This is a genomic window from Candidatus Bathyarchaeota archaeon A05DMB-5 (assembly GCA_019685655.1).
GTDB lineage: Archaea > Thermoproteota > Bathyarchaeia > Bathyarchaeales > Bathycorpusculaceae > DSLH01.
In genome coordinates this window covers 257,563-273,721 of sequence record JABFQP010000001.1, presented here as the reverse complement: position 1 = coordinate 273,721, position 16,159 = coordinate 257,563, and the positions used below count along the sequence as shown (strand labels likewise).

At 41.7% G+C, this 16,159-nt stretch carries 22 protein-coding genes; 12 read left to right on the top strand and 10 right to left on the bottom strand.

The features are described 5' to 3' along the window. Positions 1-30 precede the first annotated feature (30 nt). Complete coding sequence (locus HM003_01625; protein ID MBX5328043.1) at positions 31-1,245, bottom strand: MFS transporter; 1,215 nt, start codon at positions 1,243-1,245, stop codon at positions 31-33. Between the two features lie 105 nt (positions 1,246-1,350). Here HM003_01625 and HM003_01620 point away from each other — a divergent pair, with 105 nt between their 5' ends. The 9 genes from HM003_01620 (at position 1,351) to HM003_01580 (ending at position 5,968) form a co-directional block, all read left to right on the top strand. Continuing rightward, a complete protein-coding gene (locus HM003_01620) occupies positions 1,351-1,797 on the top strand; it encodes a 30S ribosomal protein S6e (GenBank protein MBX5328042.1) in 447 nt (148 codons plus the stop codon). A 75-nt stretch (positions 1,798-1,872) separates the two neighbouring features. Continuing rightward, positions 1,873-3,123 carry a translation initiation factor IF-2 subunit gamma gene (locus HM003_01615; protein MBX5328041.1) on the top strand — a complete coding sequence of 417 codons (1,251 nt, stop codon included), beginning with the start codon at positions 1,873-1,875 and terminating at the stop codon, positions 3,121-3,123. A gap of 23 nt (positions 3,124-3,146) precedes the next feature. Beyond that, positions 3,147-3,569 carry a DNA-binding protein gene (locus HM003_01610; GenBank protein ID MBX5328040.1) on the top strand — a complete coding sequence of 141 codons (423 nt, stop codon included), beginning with the start codon at positions 3,147-3,149 and terminating at the stop codon, positions 3,567-3,569. A 4-nt stretch (positions 3,570-3,573) separates the two neighbouring features. Further along, the gene (locus HM003_01605) at positions 3,574-4,173 is read left to right on the top strand and encodes a DNA-directed RNA polymerase (protein MBX5328039.1); all 600 of its coding nucleotides are present in this window, start codon (positions 3,574-3,576) and stop codon (positions 4,171-4,173) included. 11 nt (positions 4,174-4,184) lie between these two features. After that, a complete protein-coding gene (locus HM003_01600) occupies positions 4,185-4,370 on the top strand; it encodes a DNA-directed RNA polymerase subunit E'' (GenBank protein MBX5328038.1) in 186 nt (61 codons plus the stop codon). Continuing rightward, positions 4,370-4,906, top strand: coding sequence for a DUF359 domain-containing protein (locus HM003_01595; protein MBX5328037.1), 537 nt, complete (start codon positions 4,370-4,372; stop codon positions 4,904-4,906). The genes HM003_01600 and HM003_01595 overlap by 1 nt, the downstream gene beginning before the upstream one ends. A gap of 40 nt (positions 4,907-4,946) precedes the next feature. Continuing rightward, positions 4,947-5,258, top strand: coding sequence for a 30S ribosomal protein S24e (rps24e, locus tag HM003_01590; protein ID MBX5328036.1), 312 nt, complete (start codon positions 4,947-4,949; stop codon positions 5,256-5,258). 2 nt (positions 5,259-5,260) lie between these two features. Beyond that, positions 5,261-5,497: a 30S ribosomal protein S27ae gene (locus HM003_01585; protein ID MBX5328035.1), complete on the top strand. Its 237-nt coding sequence runs from the start codon at positions 5,261-5,263 to the stop codon at positions 5,495-5,497. A 45-nt stretch (positions 5,498-5,542) separates the two neighbouring features. After that, the gene (locus HM003_01580) at positions 5,543-5,968 is read left to right on the top strand and encodes a hypothetical protein (protein MBX5328034.1); all 426 of its coding nucleotides are present in this window, start codon (positions 5,543-5,545) and stop codon (positions 5,966-5,968) included. 16 nt (positions 5,969-5,984) lie between these two features. On the opposite strand, the gene HM003_01575 is transcribed toward HM003_01580, so the two are convergent. From HM003_01575 to HM003_01555, 5 genes are read right to left on the bottom strand one after another with little or no spacing between them, the layout of a single operon-like run. Beyond that, on the bottom strand, positions 5,985-6,389 hold the full coding sequence (locus tag HM003_01575; protein MBX5328033.1) for a 30S ribosomal protein S19: 405 nt from the start codon (positions 6,387-6,389) through the stop codon (positions 5,985-5,987). A 49-nt stretch (positions 6,390-6,438) separates the two neighbouring features. Further along, positions 6,439-7,179, bottom strand: a complete 741-nt coding sequence (locus tag HM003_01570) for a 50S ribosomal protein L2 (GenBank protein MBX5328032.1) — start codon at positions 7,177-7,179, stop codon at positions 6,439-6,441. A gap of 20 nt (positions 7,180-7,199) precedes the next feature. Beyond that, complete coding sequence (locus HM003_01565) at positions 7,200-7,460, bottom strand: 50S ribosomal protein L23 (GenBank protein ID MBX5328031.1); 261 nt, start codon at positions 7,458-7,460, stop codon at positions 7,200-7,202. After that, the gene (locus HM003_01560; GenBank protein MBX5328030.1) at positions 7,460-8,251 is read right to left on the bottom strand and encodes a 50S ribosomal protein L4; all 792 of its coding nucleotides are present in this window, start codon (positions 8,249-8,251) and stop codon (positions 7,460-7,462) included. Before HM003_01560 ends, HM003_01565 begins: the two co-directional genes overlap by 1 nt. A 13-nt stretch (positions 8,252-8,264) precedes the next feature. Next, a complete protein-coding gene (locus HM003_01555; protein MBX5328029.1) occupies positions 8,265-9,278 on the bottom strand; it encodes a 50S ribosomal protein L3 in 1,014 nt (337 codons plus the stop codon). Positions 9,279-9,475: 197 nt separating this feature from the next. Here HM003_01555 and pyrE point away from each other — a divergent pair, with 197 nt between their 5' ends. Next, entirely contained in the window at positions 9,476-10,099 is a 624-nt protein-coding gene (gene pyrE, locus HM003_01550; GenBank protein MBX5328028.1) for an orotate phosphoribosyltransferase, read from the top strand. A 117-nt stretch (positions 10,100-10,216) separates the two neighbouring features. Here pyrE and HM003_01545 read toward each other — a convergent pair whose 3' ends face one another. From HM003_01545 to HM003_01530, 4 genes are all read right to left on the bottom strand, one after another. Further along, positions 10,217-11,038 (bottom strand): Fpg/Nei family DNA glycosylase, encoded by an 822-nt coding sequence (locus HM003_01545; protein ID MBX5328027.1) that lies wholly within the window; start codon positions 11,036-11,038, stop codon positions 10,217-10,219. Positions 11,039-11,136: 98 nt separating this feature from the next. Next, positions 11,137-11,688 (bottom strand): adenylyl-sulfate kinase, encoded by a 552-nt coding sequence (locus tag HM003_01540; protein MBX5328026.1) that lies wholly within the window; start codon positions 11,686-11,688, stop codon positions 11,137-11,139. 17 nt (positions 11,689-11,705) lie between these two features. Further along, positions 11,706-12,098, bottom strand: a complete 393-nt coding sequence (locus tag HM003_01535; GenBank protein ID MBX5328025.1) for a GIY-YIG nuclease family protein — start codon at positions 12,096-12,098, stop codon at positions 11,706-11,708. A 215-nt stretch (positions 12,099-12,313) separates the two neighbouring features. Further along, entirely contained in the window at positions 12,314-13,402 is a 1,089-nt protein-coding gene (locus HM003_01530) for a phosphotransferase (GenBank protein ID MBX5328024.1), read from the bottom strand. An 82-nt stretch (positions 13,403-13,484) separates the two neighbouring features. Between HM003_01530 and HM003_01525 the strand changes: the two genes are divergently transcribed. Next, positions 13,485-14,840, top strand: coding sequence for an amidohydrolase (locus HM003_01525; GenBank protein MBX5328023.1), 1,356 nt, complete (start codon positions 13,485-13,487; stop codon positions 14,838-14,840). Positions 14,841-14,878: 38 nt separating this feature from the next. Next, a complete protein-coding gene (locus HM003_01520; protein MBX5328022.1) occupies positions 14,879-16,135 on the top strand; it encodes an adenosylhomocysteinase in 1,257 nt (418 codons plus the stop codon). Positions 16,136-16,159 lie beyond the last annotated feature (24 nt).

Genomic DNA, 16,159 nt, shown 5'->3' with positions numbered 1-16,159 from the left:
CATAATTCTCCCTTTTTCTGTTTGCTAAAATTAAGCGAAGACCTTGAAAGCAATAGAAGCAAACAAGAAAATTAGACCAGCAACCAGAAACACCCAAGTGAACCCAAACGTTTCGGCAAGAAAAGGTCCAATAAACGAGCCCCCTGCTCCACCTAAACCTATGAGAACATTGAACAAACCAGTTTTTCCTTGAGGCATAAGCTCCATGGACAATGAAAGAGTGAACACCAAGAATAGCGCGTAAGCAAAGCCCATTAAAACAAGTATAAGTGTCGCCAAAGGCAAAGTATATGGGGGCATCCAAATAAGCAAAAACAGTGAAAAAGCAAGCATACTTCTGAACATTACAATTTTGCTTAACGCAGACTTTCCTGCGCCTATATTCAATCTGCCACCTGCAAGAAAATAACCTGTAACACCCGCAGCAGAATTCAACGCATAGACCACAAAGACCACACTAGTGGAAAAAGCTAAATCACGAGAAAAGAACACGGGTAACGGCGTAAAAAGCATGCTTGTAGCTAGCGAAAATAGGACAAGCCCAGCAAAAAACGCGTACTGATTTTCTTTTTTCAATCTCTCATCTAGAAACAAACCGTCTAAGATTTTTGTTGCAACCATCACACCTTCATGAGCGAAGCCTACAGCCTTTTCTATATTAACTAAGCTTCTTTCAAAGATTAAAAGAGGGTCCGTTACAAGAAATAACGAAATAATAAACGCGGCCAAGTTTAAGCCACTACAAAGCAACAATATACATGCTGGAGCAACGCTGTAAGTTGACGTTAAAAACCCTAAAAGTAATCCGATGAGCCATCCAGTTTCCGTAAAACCCTCATAAAAGGCAAATGACTTTTCCCATTCTTTCCGCGTGTAGAATTCTGCTATCAACACGTTTTTAGGAGCTTCATGTGCTACGTGAAAAATGGACATGACCGCGTAAAGCATTATCAAAAATCCTATGGTGGTTGTCAAGGTGAAAAAGAAAAGAATAACAGTTGATGACAAAAACGAGATTAGAATATAACGTTTGTAGCGCCTTGTTTTATCGCATAAGTATCCCCAAAAGAAGGAAGCAGGAATTGCCAAAACCAAAGCTGTGGCGCTCATTATTCCAACTTGTACAAGCGACCCCTCAATGGAAACAATGTACAATGGAAGAAAAATCGAAAGCAACCCAAATGCCATCTCATGAAAGAAGAACCCTAGACGCCACATAGCCACAAAACGATTTAACACACGCATTAAAACTTTTACTTGCTATCTCTGAAAAATCAAGACATAATTTCATAAATCCTTAATAGAGAGATGCTCAAATTTCATAACACTAACTCGGAGAGTCCATTGGTAATGGCTAAATTCAAAGTAATCATATCAGACCCAGAAACTGGAACCTCAAAAGTGGTCGAACTTGAAGAAACGCGAGCTGCCCCGCTCATTGGAAGAAAAATAAGCGACGTAATAGACGGGTCAATAGTAGGCTTAGCGGGACATAAACTACAGATAACGGGAGGTTCAGACAAAGACGGATTCCCAATGAGAGCAAACGTTCACGGCGGTGTACGCAGACAAGTAATACTAAGCGGTGGAGTAGGTTTTAACCCTCAAAATAAAGGACAACGAAGACGTAAAACTGTTCGCGGGAACATAATCACGGATGAAATTGTGCAGATTAACGCGAAAATCGTGGAGAAACCGAAACAAGCAAAAGAGGGAAAGAAACCAAAAGAAAAGAAGGAAAAAGAAGACATAGAAAAGGAAGACAAAACCGAGACCCAAACAGCCACAGATGCTTAAATAAAGACTTAACGTTTATTAACTCGCTTAGTTTTAATCCTTCAATAATTCGTAAATGTTATGGGAAATGAAGAAATGAGCAGCGAAAAACGTGCACCATTACCAAAACAACCAGAAGTAAACATTGGCACTATAGGGCATGTTGACCACGGAAAAACAACCTTAGTACAAGCGTTAACTGGCGTTTGGGCTTCAAGACACAGTGAAGAATTGAAAAGAGGCATAACAATAAAATTAGGCTACGCAGACATGCCAGTCTACAAATGTCCAAAATGTGAAGAACCAAAAAACTATTCTACACAACCAGTCTGCCCAAACTGTGGCTCAAAGACAACATTTGCCAGAGCAATAAGCTTTGTAGACGCTCCGGGTCATGAAGCTTTAATGGCAACTATGCTTTCTGGTGCAGCAATAATGGATGGGGCTATACTGGTTATCGCAGCTGATGAACCTTGTCCCCAACCACAAACAAGGGAACATTTAGCTGCTGCTGAAATTATTGGCATTAAGAACGTTGTTATTGTTCAAAACAAGGTTGACATTGTTGACGAAAAAAGGGCGAGAGACAATTATGTGGAAATTAAGAACTTTGTTAAGGGAACGGTTGCCGAAAACGCGCCAATAATTCCTGTTTCAGCACAACGCATGGTAAACATAGATGTCCTTATTCAAGCGATTGAAGAGTTCATACCAACACCGTCAAGAGACGAAACAAAACCGCCGTTAATGTACATTGTCCGCTCATTTGATGTAAACAAGCCAGGCACTCCACTAGAGAAACTTGAAGGAGGAGTAATTGGAGGCACAATAATTCAAGGCAAATTTGTGGTTGGAGAAGAAGTAGAAATCCGCCCAGGGATAAGCATGGAAGAAGGAAAAAGTGCTTATCACCCGTTAGTAAGCGAAATTGTAAGCTTACATGCAGGCGGGAAAAACGTGAAAGAAGCCTATTGCGGAGGATTAGTTGGCGTGGGCACTCTATTAGACCCATCATTTTCAAAGGCTGATGGATTAACGGGCAACATGGTTGGAAGAAAAGACGCCCTTCCACCAACACAGTCAGATTTAACCTTAGAAACGCATATTCTTGAACGAGCAGTTGGAACAAAAGAACTCGCAAAAATCGAAAACATAAACATCGGCGAAACATTACTTTTACACGTGGGTGCTGCAATAACCGTTGGGAAAGTCACCTCAATAAAGAAAAACGCAACCACGATTAAGCTTACAAGACCAGTCTGTGCACAAGTAGGCTCACGTGTTGCATTAAGCAGAAAAATGACGGGCAGATGGAGACTGATAGGATACGGAGTTCTACGCTCCTAAAAGCTGCGGAATGAAATAACAATATGACGACAGAATCCGCGCATAAAAAGAAAGCGTTAAAAATAATTTTGGATTCAAACGCCTTTTTTGTTCCACTTCAATTTAAAATCGACATCTTTGAAGAACTAAAAATATTGTTGAAAGTTAGATTTCAACCTGTTTTGCTTTCTTCAGTTCTTCGCGAACTTGAAAAAATCGCAAGAGAAGGGTCGCCGAAAATGAAAAAGCAAGCTTCTTTCGCTTTAAAGTTGGCTGAAAAATGCGTGTTAGTTAACGTAGAGCGAGAACACGGCTCCCTTGATGACGTTTTATTTGAAATCGCCCAAGAATGGAAAAGCCCAGTTTTTACAAATGATAGACAGCTTAGAAAGAGGCTAAGAAATATAAATGTGCCAGTTATTTATGTGAGGCAAAAGTCGCGTCTAGAGATTGACGGGAGGATATAACCAGTTGTTTAAACTTGTAACCCTTGAAGATACAATTCGCATACCGCCAGAAACCTTCGGCAACCCATTAGAAAGCGTGGGACACCAGCAGGTCAAGGCAAAATATGAAGGCGTCGTTAGCGAAGAATTAGGCTACGTAGTAGCTGTAACCGACGTAAAAGTAAGCCCCACCGGAAAAATAATCCCCGGAGACGGCGCAACCTATCACAAAGTAACCTTTTCACTGTTAACATTCTACCCGAAAATTCAGGAAGTAGTGGAAGGAGAAGTAGTGGAAGTAGCTGATTTCGGAGCCTTCGTACGTATAGGACCAGTAGACGCGTTGCTTCACGTTTCACAACTCATGGATGACTTCATTTCATACGACGAAAAGCAAGGCGTCTTATTAGGCAAAGAATCAAAAAGAAAACTTATGAGTGGAGACCAAGTTCGTGTTCGAATTACCGCAGTTTCATTGGGCAGGGCAGGAAGTTCTGGAAAAATAGGGGTAACGTCTAGACAACCATTTCTTGGCAAATTAGAATGGATTGAACAAGAAACACGGAAAATAAAGGAAACACTTGAGAAAGCGCCTACCGAGAAAGAGGAAACTGCTAAAAAATAGAGAGGGGTTAGATGAGCGAAAAAGCTTGCCCAACATGTAGAATCATAACCAAAGAAAACATGTGTCCAAAATGCAAATCATCCTCTCTAAGCGATGATTTCGGCGGATTAGTGATAGTTTTTGACCCAGAAGGCTCAGCAATTGCAAAGGCTATGGGCATCAAAGAGAAAGGGCACTATGCGCTAAAGGTTAGATAATGATGCCTATCAAGTACAGTTTGACGCCAGAACTACGCATAAGACTCAAAAAACCTCTTGGCACTCTAATCCGAGGCTCATTTGCTGAAGCAATGACGAGATTCAAAGAGATAGTGGACAAAGAAAAACCAGCAAGTGTAATATCTGTGGGAGATACAGTTTCAAGAAATCTTTTAGAAAACCGCATACTTCCTCAGCTTTCTATTGTAGATAACAGGGTCATGAGAAGAATAGCACAACCTCTTCCACCAACAGAACACAAAACTGTTAATGTCAAAAATCCGCCGGGAACAATAACTGAAGAAGCAGTTATAGCAATTCAAGACGCTTTAAAGAGCGCTTGGAAAACCAAAATAGTTGTGGATGGAGAAGAAGACCTACTGACACTAATTGCCGTTTTATACGCGCCAGAAAACGCCTTTGTCGTGTATGGTCAACCTTATGAAGGAATCGTGGTGGTCAAAGCAACATCAGACAAAAAAGAAGAAATCGCTAACATTCTGAAAACAATGGAAAATGTTCGAAAAACTAAATAAGAAGGTATGGCATCAATCACTCCGCACATGAGGAAATGTCATGGAAATCAAAATAGTTTCAGAGAAACAGAATCCAGTGCTGAAGCGAATTGAAGTTTGCTTCCACGTAGAGCACGACCAAACAGGCAGTACACCACCACGGCTAGAGGTCAGAAAAGCCGTTGCCTCTGCCTTAAAAAAGAACGCAGAGTTAGTTTTCATTAAAAAATTAGAAACAAAAACAGGAACGCATTTCGCCGTTGGCGTTGCGAATGTTTATGACTCAATTGAACAAGCAAACCTTATCGAACCCAAATATATTATCAAGCGAAATATACCACCAGAAAAACCTAAAGGAGAGGAAAAGGGATAAACATGTCTAAAACTCCAAAAGAAGCTCCGAAAGAGAAAGAAGAAAAGAAGGAAAAACCAGCAAAAAAGAAAAAAGAAGAAAAAGGCGCATTCGCCTTCTATAAGGTGGAAGATAAAAAAATCTCGAGATTGCGTCCTGTTTGCGAACGTTGCGGACCTGGATATTTTATGGCTGACCACGGCGATAGATATACTTGTGGGCACTGCGGTTTTACACGGTACAAAGTTACTGAAAAATAAACAACTTTAAATCACGCTTTGGCGTGATACTCCTTGATGAGCTAAATGATAAGAGTGAATGTTTCCGTCTCTAATGTCTCTGCCGACCGCTTCTGGGACATTAGAAAGCCTATTCCACCAATTCAGATAAACACAAATCTCAATCTTGTAGGAATGGAGAAGAAATCAGATGATTCTATAGAAGTTCCTTTTGTTTTGACAATAAATTACAACCCTTCAATAGCGCAGATAAACCTTAAAGGGAAGGCTTACGTAGCTGGAGAGAAGAATGAAGTTGAAAAGATTTACAAGGAATACGAAGAGAAGAAGCCACCACCGCCCGTTATAGTGCAGTCAATATCAAACGTCGCCTTTGTAGAATCTATATTAATATCAAGAACTTTGAATATCCCACCCCCAATTCCACTACCGCAAATACCCCAAACTAAGCCGCCGAGTAAAAAACCTTCAGACATGGACTATAGTGCTTGAAAAATTTCCTAAACTGTTACTTTAGCGGAACATACATTGAAGAACGTGAGGCACCTATACCCGGAGTCCCATGTTTTACAGGTTTATTTGTGATAGCAAATTCGCCTAGGTAATGCCCAATCATTTCAGGCTTAATTTCAACAGAAACGAATTCTTTGCCATTGTGCACAAGAATTGTAACACCAACCATTTCCGGAAGAACAACCATGTCCCGAACGTGCGTTTTTACCGTGGCATTGCCTCCTTTCCTTAACGCTTCCTTAGCTTTTCTTATGTTCTCAAGCAGTATCCTTTGTTCTACCCTGAGACCGCGATGGAGACTTCTTCTTTGTCTCGATGGAAGCAAGTTGATGAATTCGTCCATTGACATACTTTGCAGTTGGTTAAGCGTATATCCGCGATATGTAAACTCTTTGGGCATTTCTCCTCAACTCATTGGTAACTCTAAACGCTATAAACTTTCTGCTGCACTATTCAGCTAACTTCTTCTTTTTCTGCCCAGCACCTCTAGCAGCAATTAACCCAACCTTCTGTCCAGGCGGTGCACCATGCGAGGTAGTAGTGACTTTTCGTGCACTTCGCTTGCTGCTTCCATACGGATGCACAGCAGCAACCATAGCCCTTCCTCTAGTTCTTGGATACTTACGTCCTTTAGCTCTCATTAAGTGGAATTTTGAACCAGACTTCAAAAATGGTTTTTCTGTTCTGCCAGCGCCAGAGACTACTCCAATTGTTGCCCTACAATAGTCACTTACATACTTTGTTTTTCCTGAGGGAAGCCTAATTATTGTCCCTTGAGGAGTGTGTGTTGCAACTATTGCATATGCTCCAGAAGATCTAGCAAGTTTGCCACCATCTCCCGGACGTAGTTCCACATTACACACCATCGTGCCTTCTGGAATTCTTCCTAGAGGAAGAATGTTTCCAACCTCAACTGGAGCCGTTCCGCCTAGTTGAATTTGTTGTCCTTGAAAAACTCCTTCTGGAACAATAGTGTAACATTTTTCTCCATTTTCAAATCTAGTTAAGGCAAGTGGAGCCCCTCTTCCAGGGTCATGGGCCAACATTTCAATAATGCCTTTCAATGATTTTTCGAAATATTCTTTCAGCATTGTCAAAGGATACTGTGCAGGGGCTAGTCTTTTGTGAGTGGATGCCCTAAAGGTTGGGCCACCGCGTCCTCGTCTTTGAACACGAATTCTCTTTCCCATTAATCATTCCTCAACATGGTTTACAGTATTCCAAGCTTGATTGCAACGTCTGCCGCTTTGTAGTCGGGATGGAGCTTTACAAAAGCCTTTTTTTCTCCTTGTGGTGTTATTAAAAGGTTAACTTTTTCAACTTTAACCTCGTAAAGCTCCTCTACTGCTTTTTTTACGTCGCTTTTATTTGCCTTTAGACTAACGGCAAAAACCAGTTTGTTTTCTTTTTCAACCATTAGGCTTGCGGCTTCGGTCATTAACGGGTAAAGTATAACATCATAAGGGTCCATTATGCTTCAATTCCTCCTCCATAGAACTTGTTAAGCTCTTCAATCGCGCTGTTCGTCCATATTGTTAATCTTCCAGGATGCGTTCCGGGAGCAAGAATTTCTGCGTTTAAATCTCTAACGCTAACTACATCTAAACCCGGTATGTTGCTCGCGGCGTCAACTATTCCCTTGTTCTCTGTAATAACTATCAATGGACCAACTGCCTGTTTGATTCTTCTTCCTCTACTCTTACCTCTTCCTGCACGAACCTTTCTACTCTCCCTCACTCGGTAGATGTCTGAGAGCACGCCCAACCGCGTAAGTGCCTCCTCAACTTCTTTTGTTTTCTTTAATTCTGCCAAATCATCAGTAACTATTAACGGAACCCCTGGGACATCCTCAATAGAATGCCCACGAGATGCCACCATAGTCTTAGATGCCGTTGCAGCTATCGCAGACATCAAAGCAAGGCGTTTTTCCTTCCTAGGAATCTGTTTAATGATTTTCTTCTCAGAAGTGGGCGGATGTGCCACTCTGCCGCTTACGGTTCCCGGTGCAAAAGCGGCTCTTCCTGCCGGACCCTTTGTTCTGGGTATTCTAGCTATGCCTAAACCAACGCCTCTAGATTCTGCTGAGGTTCGTTTTCCAGCCATGGGATCTCTGCCTTTTGGTTGGAATCGGCTGGATTGGATGGCTAGAACTGCCCGTTTTATAATATCTGGTCGCAGTGGCGTTTCAAAAACTGAAGGAAGTTTGATTTTTCCAACGGGTTTGCCCTCGAGATTGAAAATTTTGACAGTTTTCTTGGCCATTTGCGTTCACCAGTTACTTGCCTTGCGGAGATTCAAGAGATACTGATACGATTTGAGGCGGTTCTTCAGCAACTTGTTTTGGTGGACGCGCCGGATATCGCAAGCGTATCGGGCGTTTTTCAGTGCCAGGCAAGCTTCCTTCCAGCAGAATGTATGGACCACGTACTACGCCGTATCTTAGAAAACCTCCTTTTGGCGTTATTTCTTTTCCATCTGTGCCTATTTTTAGTATGCGCTTGTTGTATTCTGTTCTTTGGTGGAAACCCATCTGTCCTGCTCTGGGGATGCTGTACATTACGTGGTGGGGATTCCACGGGCCTAAGGTTGCTATTCCTCTTTTTGTTTTTCTTCCTTTATGTTGGAGCATCGTTACTCCCCAACGTTTTACTGGTCCTTGGAAGCCTTTTCCAGTTGATACAGCTATGATGTCTATGTATTGACCTTCTTTGAATGTTTCTGTGGGCGATGTTGTTTTTCCAAGCAAGCTTTTTGCGTATTCAAATTGCTGTTTGATTGTGCCTCCGCCTATTTCGATTTCTGCTACGTCTGGTTTTTTCTTTGGAACGCTTGATTGTTTGGGTTGAGTTGAGGCAATAATGCGAACCCTTGCTATTTTATCTATGTTTTCTTCAATTTTCTTGAGTTGTTCTTCGGTGTTGAAGTTTTCTGGGAGAGTAAACACTCTTTCTAGTTCGTCTGGTGGGTCCTTCATCCATGCTTCAGAAAAAGGTTGTAGGCCATAGTGGTTTTTTGTATAAGCGCGTATAGCGCATACGAGCATGGGAGTTGCATCTATAACTGTTGCCGAGCGCATTACTTCTTTTCCAAAATTTGGCGAACGCTTCCGGTCTTCTATCGTGAATACATGGGTCATTCCAGCTTTATAACCAATAAAACCTAGAAGCCTTGGAGTTTCCGCTTCGATTTTTGGCCAGAAGCGAATTCTAGCCAGTAAGCGTTTAGCGCGTTTTCTAGGTAAGTAAGCAAGTGAACCATGTCTTGGCGCATGTGTTTTTCTATGTCCCATTGTTTTTCCGCTTCGCGTCTTTTAGGAATGAAAACAATGAGTTATAAACGTTACCGTTAATGTTTAGGTGTAACCAATAATTTGTGCGTTTACTAACACATGTTTTGTTGAAAAACTAGTCTAGTGCAAGTTGCCTCAATAATATTGGTAAGTGTTAAATCTGGAAAAGCGTAATCTTTGCGAAGGAGACTCTGAACATGAACGATAATACGTTAAAGGTTGCAGAGAGCCTTTTCAGCGCTGGATGTTTGAAGTTTGGTAGTTTCAAGATTAAGTCAGGTGCGTTAAGCCCCTATTATATAGACCTTGCATGTTTACTGTCTTCTCCAGAAGCTTTGTGTAATATTGCGGATGCTGCGGCTTGTGAGATAAAGAATCTTATGGCGGTTGAACGAATAGACAAGGTAGCATCCATTGAACTGAAGGGTGCGTTGATTCTGCCGAGCATAGCATGTAAAGTGAACTTGCCATGCGTTATCGTGCGAAAAGAAGAGAAAGCCTACGGAGTGACTGGTAGAATTGCCGGTGCAGAAGTTGCTAAAGACGACAGAATACTATTTTTTGACGATGTCGTTTCTGAAGGATCATCAAAGATTGAAGGAATAAAACCTCTTGAAGAAATGGGAGCAAAAATAAAACATATCATGGTTGTTGTTGACCGAGAACAAGGCGGAAAAGAAAACCTTGAAAAACTAGGGTACAAGGTACATGCCCTTTCCAAAGTTTCGGATTTAACCCGCAGACTTTTCGAATTGAAAATGATTTCGAAAGAGCAAGCAGAGGCTGTATGGAATTATATTAGAGGAAAACAGCAGTTATAGAAAAAGAAGAACGACATTGTTTATCTTGCCTCGGGGTCTCGTTGAAAGAATCCGAAAATATTTCCTTCAGTATCTTTGCAGTATGCCGAATAACCTCCTCCGGGAATTGACACTTTCTCATTTTATTTGTTGACATTTTGGACAAATGTAAGAGGATGTGCTTCCTGTTTTGATTTTCTCTATTGTCGTTTTACATAAGGGGCATGACTTTTCAGTTTTGTAGCCTACGAGAAATTCGTCGATGGTGAATTTGCCGTTTTTTCCATAAAAGTCTTTTTCGTAGGCTAATCCGCCTAATTTAATGCTGTGGTTTAGTGTGCTGATGATAGCTTTGTAAAGGTTTTCAATTTCTTTTTCTGACAGCGTTGGAATTTTTCTGTTTGGATGTAGTCTGGCTTTGAAAAGGATTTCTTGAGCGTAAACATTTCCTATGCCCGCAATGTTTTTCTGGTCAAGCAAGAACTCCTTTATTCTTCCTTTCTTGTTTGCAAGTAACTCCTTAAACTTTTCTACCGTGAACGATTTGTCTGTTGGCGATGTTCCAAGCTTGGCGGTAAGTTCATGCTTACACAATTCTTTCTCGTGTATCAAGTGAATGTAACCAAACCACCAGAAATGAATCGTAAATCCGCTTTCGTCAGAAAACATCATTTTAAAATGATATTTCTCTGGAAGAGCCTGATTTGGAGCAAAGCAAAGAAGTTCAGCTCCCATTCCAAGGTTTACGAGCAAGTAGTAGGCTGAGGTTAGTTTTATGAAAATCCATTTTCCTCTACTAAAAACCTCGGTTACAGTTTTTCCCTTGATTATTTTCTCAAATTCGGCGACTGGAATGTTTAAGTTTTTAGGCTGTCTTATTTCGACGCTTACTATGTCTTTTCCTGCGATTTCCTTATTCATTTGTCCAGCAATGACGGTTATTTCGGGAAGTTCCGGCATAATTTTCACGAACCACAATTGCCTTAAACGAAGAAATTGAGACTATTAAAGGCGCGCCTAAAAAGGAAAACCGTATTTTGTAGCATTAAGCGGTATGATTATGAGAAACGTTCAAAGATGGTGTTCAATATTTTTTTGGCGCATTCTTCAGGGTTATGCGTTGTAGTGTCTAAGGTTATTTCTGGGTTTAATGGTGGCTCGTATGGTTGCCCTATTCCAGGCACTGTTGGTGCTTTGCCTTCCAAAGCTTTAACGTAAATCTGCTTTGGCGCATGGTAGGTTTTTCCTCTTTTTGCCTCACGTTCCATGCACGCTTCCAATGGGCACTCGAGATAGGCTTCTATAAACTTTGGAATCTGGGCTCTTGCATTTTCGCGATAACATCGCAAATTGCCTGTTGCATCAATCACAACGTTTACGCCATTTTGTGTTAACAGTTTAGCGATGTAAACAAGTGTAGCGTAGACTATGTCACGCTCTTCAAGCGAATAAGTGGGTTTAGGGGTTAGAATCTTGCGCAAAGCGTCAGAAGACAACAATTCTGCATGGATACCATTTCGGTTCAGAAGCCTTAGCAAAGCCTCTGAGACAACAGATTTGCCGCTTCCTGGAAGCCCTGTAATCCAGACGCACCAACCATTTTGAGGCATAATGCTCGCTCCATGGGTCATACTTTCATTGAGCGCATACATTCTTTTAAAGACTGATAATCGTCTAATTGGAACAAGTGGCTTTTGCAGTTGCAGTCGGAAGAACCAAAACCGTTTATCGCAGTTCCTTTTCTACTCATTTCTTCAGCCAACTTGCATTCATCGGATTTTCCAGTCGCTTTGTAAAATACTTGTAAAATCTTCACATTTTCATTCTCAAGCAAGTAATCAATGTGCCAAAATTTTCGCTTAACCTTTTTTAGATGCCGTTCTACACGTTTTTCCAGGTTGTTTTGGGCAGAACCTACATATGCATAGACGCCCTTTGCAAAAGAGATGTTACCCAACGCACCAACGCGAACTTGCATTGGTTTAGCGATTGAAACGATTAAAAGGTAAACGCCTTTCACGCGACTCATCCTTGTTAGGAGCTGCGCTTTTGGTACCATTTCAAAATTTCTTCTACCGCCTTATCAGAATAACCAATTTCTTTAAGTGTCCGCTTCAAATCGTTAATAGAGTTAACCGCGTCCAACCACAGCCACCACAGACGAACAGATGTAGTTGAGAAACTATTTATTCTTTAACTCTCATGTTAGCCACGCAGGCCTAGCAGCGGTATAAGCTATTTGAAGTAGAAATCGACAGTTTCAAATTCAAACTCCTTAGCCTTCAACACACGAGTGGCAAAACGGAAAATCTTCTTGCGCACATCCACAGACAAATTCGGATACCACACAGGCGAAGCCAACACGAGACTTCGCCAAGCGTAAAATGGCTGAACAACACTTAAAATCTCCTCATCACCTGTCCTATCTAAGTAGTTTCGCCAGAAAAGCAGGAATAACCTTTCAAAGGGCCCCTCAATCTTTCCAGAACCTTGCAAGGCATAAAAGAGATAATTAATTGTCATAGCGCTCACATCATCTGCAGGTTCGCCCCATTCGCCTCTACTGCGATCCAACACTACAAAATCTAATCCTTGTTTGAACAAGACATTCCACGGGTGAAAATCACCATGCACTTGAGAAAGCCTATGCGTCTTGCGTTTAAGCCGCCAACGCCATTCCAAACAAGCCTTTTCGAACTCGACAAAAAATTTCTCGTCCACGTAGCCTAAACCGCTTGGGTAGCTGTCAGTTAACCCGAAAATGCCTTCGCCGTGCCCAAGCAAGTCACGAATACGCCTTACATAAAGCCCAGAAGCATCCTTCTTCACTGAATGAATTTCAGCGAGATACTCAGACAGCGCCACGCACCGTTCTTCATCCGAATCTCTCATGAAGCCCGATTCCTTAATGCGGTCCAAATCATTATGATAAAGCACACCGTCGCCTACAAATTCAGTTAACAAGAAAAATTCGCTGCAATCGCCAACCGATTTTAACGTCTCTCCATCAACTGTGAATGCGCCCACATCAACTGAACGCACATGCCTAGGCAGTTTGTTAAAGGTAGAATGTTGCCAAAGCAGAACAGCAGCTCTGTCAGAAAAGTGGTCATGTCCGAAGCCTTCTGGGCGCATTGTCTCCAAAACAACGCGTTTGAGCTCTTTATCAATGTTAAACTCTATAAGCCATGGCACACCGTATCCAAAACCTTTCAAGTCAGTAATTCCCACACCACCGAGAGGAGCAACACGGGTAACCTTTACAGGCTTTTTATAAACACTTGATATATACTCTTCCAGTCGCTCAACCTTTAACTCTGGCACGAAACCACCAAAACGAAAGGTGTCGATTATAAGTTAAAAATATAGCGATGCAAACAAAAATAAACAAAAGAAGTGCTCACGCATGAACATTCTCATACAAAACGGAACAATACTCACAATGAAAAACCGAAAAATAATCCGCGAAGGCGCAATCGCAATAGAAGAACAAACCATAGCAGACATGGGGAAAACACATGAACTAAAAAGAAAATATGGAAGAGGCTACGAAAAAATAGATGTAAAAGGCAAAGTGGTCATACCAGGACTTGTGAACACACATCAGCATGCCGCCATGAGTTTACTACGAGGATACGCAGACGATTTGCCACTTCAGGAATGGCTTGAAAAATGGATATGGCCCATAGAAAAACACATGACACCCCACGACATTTACGTAGGCGCCTTGTTAACGGCGATTGAATCAATAATGGGTGGAACAACCACCGTCAACACAATGTATCATTATACGCCAGAAGAAAATGAAGCAAAAGCATTCGCTGATGCTGGTTTACGTGGCATAGTAGGGCATGTGTGTTTTTCGTGGAGAAAAAACGAAGACAAAAAAGCATTAGAAGATTTGGCAAAGAACTGGCACAACAAAGCAAATGGCACAATACGTGTCAGCGTTGACCCCCACGCGCCGTATACTGTAGACCCAGAATACATGAAAGAACTAAAAAAGATAAGAGAAACCCTAAATGAAAGGTATGGCTCGCGGGGCGCACCGGTAATTTGGCATATTCACGTTGCCGAAACAGAAGATGAAAAAGAAAAAATCCGCAGAACCTTTAATGTCAACGTAAAAAATGGAATCATGAAGTATTTGGACTCATTAGGAGTTTTAGATGAGCATGTCATTGCCGCGCATTGCGTGGCGCTAACAGATAGTGACATGAGAGTAATAAGTAGCAAAAATGTAAAAGTTTCCCATAACCCAATCTCAAATCTTAAACTTGCCTCGGGCATAAGCCCAGTCCCAAAAATGCTTGAGAAAAACATAACAGTTTCACTCGGCACCGACAGTCCTTGCTCAAATAACACTGCAGACATGTTTGAAGTTATGAAAACAACCGCTCTACTACACAAAGGAGTCAACAAAAATCCAACAGTAATGCCCGCCGGAAAAGTTCTGGAGATGGCAACAATAGAAGGAGCCAAAGCCCTCTCATGGGAAACGGAAATAGGCTCAATAGAAACCGGAAAAAAGGCAGATTTGGCAATTGTTAACATGGACAGCCCGCGTCTTTATCCAATCTACAACGAAGCAAGCCATCTGGTCTATGCTGCAAAAGCCTCAGATGTAGAAACAGTAATAATAAACGGAAAGATAGTAATGGAAAACAGAAAATTACTAACATTAAACGTTGAAAAAGTAATCGAAAAAGTGAAAAAAGCCAAAAACAAACTTCTTGAAAGATTAAACGCCAACGTTAAATAGGCAATTTTTGAATGAACATTGGAGAAGGGAAAAATCGAATGGGAAATTTCAAAGTAAAAGACTCAACTCTAGCTTCGAAAGGACATCTACAAATAGAATGGGCTTCAAAACATATGCCAGTCCTAAACCAAATAAAAAAGAAGTTCAACAAAGAGAAACTCTTCAAAGGCCTAACCCTAGGCGCATGCTTGCACGTGACGAAAGAAACCGCTGTTCTCGTTGATGCTTTTCTCGCTGGCGGAGCAAAAGTTGCGTTGTGCGGTTCCAACCCTCTTTCTACACAAGACGACGTAGCTGCAGCCCTGGCAGAAAAGGGCGTTAATGTTTTTGCATGGAGAGGACAGACAACTGAGGAATATTACTGGTGTGTTGAAAAGGTAATAGACCAGCAGCCTATGATAACGCTTGATGATGGAGCAGACCTTGTTGGGACAGTTCACAGCAAAAGAACAGAAGCATTACCAAACATTAAAGGCGGAACGGAAGAGACAACGACCGGTGTTCTAAGACTGCGGGCTATGGAGAAAACTGGTGCACTAAAATATCCAATTATAGCCGTGAATGACGCCTACACTAAATACTTATTCGACAACCGCTATGGAACAGGACAAAGCACAATAGATGGCATCCTCCGAGCAACAAACATTCTCCTAGCAGGCAAAAACTTCGTGATTTGCGGTTATGGATGGTGCTCAAGAGGAATTGCCATGAGAGCACAAGGAATGGGAGCTAACGTCATAATAACAGAAATAAACCCGCTCAGAGCACTTGAAGCCGCAATGGATGGACTACGCGTAATACCAATAACCGAAGCCGCCGCCATCGGCGACATATTCGTAACAGCCACAGGCGACATCAACGTCATAAGAAAAGAACACATGCAAAAGATGAAAGACGGCGCAATACTAGCCAACAGCGGACACTTCAACGTAGAAATAAACATAAAAGACCTAGAAGAGCTATCAACATCAAAAAGGAATATCAGACCAAACCTTGAAGAGTACACACTCAGAGACGGAAGAAGACTATATCTTCTAGCTGAAGGAAGACTCGTGAATTTAGCAGCGGCGGAAGGACATCCCTCAGAAGTCATGGACATGTCATTTGCAAACCAAGCTTTGTGCGTGGAACATTTAGTCAAAAGTGAAAAGATGCCGCCAAAAGTTTACTTGGTTCCAAAAGAAATAGACGAAACCGTGGCAAAACTGAAACTTGACGCAATGAAAATAAGAATAGACGAACTAACAAACGAGCAGAAAGAATATCTGGCAACATGGGAAATGGGAACGATATGACAACACACTGAAAACAATGGTAAA

Coding starts and splice junctions, on each gene's coding strand:
- rps24e (MBX5328036.1), top strand. CDS start 4,947: ATGGAAATCAAAATAGTTTCAGAGAAACAGAATCCAGTGCTGAAGCGA.
- HM003_01580 (MBX5328034.1), top strand. CDS start 5,543: ATGATAAGAGTGAATGTTTCCGTCTCTAATGTCTCTGCCGACCGCTTC.
- HM003_01615 (MBX5328041.1), top strand. CDS start 1,873: ATGAGCAGCGAAAAACGTGCACCATTACCAAAACAACCAGAAGTAAAC.
- HM003_01625 (MBX5328043.1), bottom strand. CDS start 1,245: ATGCGTGTGTTAAATCGTTTTGTGGCTATGTGGCGTCTAGGGTTCTTC.
- HM003_01525 (MBX5328023.1), top strand. CDS start 13,485: ATGAACATTCTCATACAAAACGGAACAATACTCACAATGAAAAACCGA.
- HM003_01545 (MBX5328027.1), bottom strand. CDS start 11,038: ATGCCGGAACTTCCCGAAATAACCGTCATTGCTGGACAAATGAATAAG.
- HM003_01610 (MBX5328040.1), top strand. CDS start 3,147: ATGACGACAGAATCCGCGCATAAAAAGAAAGCGTTAAAAATAATTTTG.
- HM003_01585 (MBX5328035.1), top strand. CDS start 5,261: ATGTCTAAAACTCCAAAAGAAGCTCCGAAAGAGAAAGAAGAAAAGAAG.
- HM003_01555 (MBX5328029.1), bottom strand. CDS start 9,278: ATGGGACATAGAAAAACACATGCGCCAAGACATGGTTCACTTGCTTAC.
- pyrE (MBX5328028.1), top strand. CDS start 9,476: ATGAACGATAATACGTTAAAGGTTGCAGAGAGCCTTTTCAGCGCTGGA.
- HM003_01575 (MBX5328033.1), bottom strand. CDS start 6,389: ATGCCCAAAGAGTTTACATATCGCGGATATACGCTTAACCAACTGCAA.
- HM003_01600 (MBX5328038.1), top strand. CDS start 4,185: ATGAGCGAAAAAGCTTGCCCAACATGTAGAATCATAACCAAAGAAAAC.
- HM003_01620 (MBX5328042.1), top strand. CDS start 1,351: ATGGCTAAATTCAAAGTAATCATATCAGACCCAGAAACTGGAACCTCA.
- HM003_01570 (MBX5328032.1), bottom strand. CDS start 7,179: ATGGGAAAGAGAATTCGTGTTCAAAGACGAGGACGCGGTGGCCCAACC.
- HM003_01595 (MBX5328037.1), top strand. CDS start 4,370: ATGATGCCTATCAAGTACAGTTTGACGCCAGAACTACGCATAAGACTC.
- HM003_01520 (MBX5328022.1), top strand. CDS start 14,879: ATGGGAAATTTCAAAGTAAAAGACTCAACTCTAGCTTCGAAAGGACAT.
- HM003_01560 (MBX5328030.1), bottom strand. CDS start 8,251: ATGGCCAAGAAAACTGTCAAAATTTTCAATCTCGAGGGCAAACCCGTT.
- HM003_01540 (MBX5328026.1), bottom strand. CDS start 11,688: ATGCCTCAAAATGGTTGGTGCGTCTGGATTACAGGGCTTCCAGGAAGC.
- HM003_01565 (MBX5328031.1), bottom strand. CDS start 7,460: ATGGACCCTTATGATGTTATACTTTACCCGTTAATGACCGAAGCCGCA.